The sequence below is a fragment of the Arthrobacter sp. SO3 genome (assembly GCF_020532825.1).
In the GTDB taxonomy this organism is placed as follows: domain Bacteria; phylum Actinomycetota; class Actinomycetes; order Actinomycetales; family Micrococcaceae; genus Arthrobacter.
Map to the genome: position 1 here is coordinate 1 of NZ_MQTS01000203.1, position 1332 is coordinate 1332.

Sequence of the window (1332 nt, forward strand, 5' to 3'; positions counted from 1 at the left end):
TGAACCGTACCGGGTTTGATGCCGCTTCCTTTTTTGTGAAGGATAGCGATTATGCCCAAGCGATACCCCCAGGATCAGCGTGAGCGTGCCGTGCGGATGGTCCTGGACCACCTCAGTGAGTACGACTCCGTTTTTGCCGCCTGTTCCGCTATCGGACCGAAGCTCAATATCGGCAGGGAGTCCCTGCGCCGGTGGGTTCTCCAGGCCCAGATCGACGCGGACGAACGCCCCGGCGTCACCAGCGCCGACCAGGCCCGGATACGGGAGCTGGAGAGCGAGAACCGGGAACTGCGGGAGGCCAACGAGATCCTGAAGAAAGCCTCGATTTTCTTCGCGAGGGAGCTCGACCCTCGCCGCCGCAAATAGCCGGATTCATCGACGAACTGCGTGCTGATGGCTACGGGGTCGAGCCGGCCTGCAAGGTCCTGCGTGAGCAGGGCGTGCAGGTCGCCCCGCGGACTTACCGGTCCTGGAAATCCAAAGCACCCGCTGCCCGGACCGTCACGGACGCTGCTATCGTCAATGCGCTGAAAAACACCGCAGAGAAACCCGAGTCCCTGTACGGGCGGCGGAAGATGACAGCCTGGCTGCGCAGAGAAGGCCACGACGTGGCCAGATGTACCGTGGACCGGCTCATGCGGGATGAAGCCATGAACGGCCTCGTCCGGGGCCGGAAACCCAGAGCCGGCGCAGCAGCGAAAAACTCCCAGCGGGCCCCGGATCTGCTGAACCGGGACTTCACCGCGGCCCGGCCGAACGCCGTGTGGGTCACCGACTTCACCTATGTCAGAACGTGGGCCGGCTTCGCGTATGTGGCCTTCGCGATTGATGTCTTCTCCCGGGCGATCGTGGGCTGGCACAGCTCCACCATCAAAGACACGGACATGGTGCTCACCACCTTGAAGATGGCGCTCTGGCGCAGGGACCAGGCCGGAACGCCGGTCCCTGAGGGCATGGTCCATCACAGTGACGCCGGATCCCAATACACCTCGATCCGATTCGGAGAGGCGCTGCTGCTCGAAGGCCTGGCGGCTTCCGTCGGCAGCGTCGGCGACGCGTACGATAACGCCCTCGCGGAATCCACGATCGGCCTGTACAAGAACGAATGCGTCCGCAAGGGCAGCCCCTTCATGACAGGCCCGCTAAAGCACCTGGCGGACGTGGAGAAGGCGACCATGAACTGGGTCCACTGGTACAACACAGAGCGGCTGCACAGCACCTTGGCCATGATCCCGCCCGACGAGTTCGAGCAGAACTACTATGCTCAAATAGACGCCTCATCAGACGACGAGGCCACCAGCAAGAAGACGGCCTAAAACCCGGCACGGTTCA

1 protein-coding gene and 1 other annotated feature are annotated in these 1332 nt (G+C 63.0%); the gene reads left to right on the forward strand.

Annotated features, from left to right (window positions below):
* Nucleotides 1-51 precede the first annotated feature (51 nt).
* A protein-coding gene (locus BJQ90_RS18790) for an IS3 family transposase (RefSeq protein ID WP_226761724.1) occupies nucleotides 52-1316 on the forward strand; the annotation gives its coding sequence in 2 pieces (ribosomal slippage) (nucleotides 52-325 and nucleotides 325-1316; 1266 coding nt in all).
* Nucleotides 321-455 (forward strand) — a sequence feature (AL1L pseudoknot). It overlaps the preceding gene by 135 nt.
* Nucleotides 1317-1332: the final 16 nt, after the last annotated feature.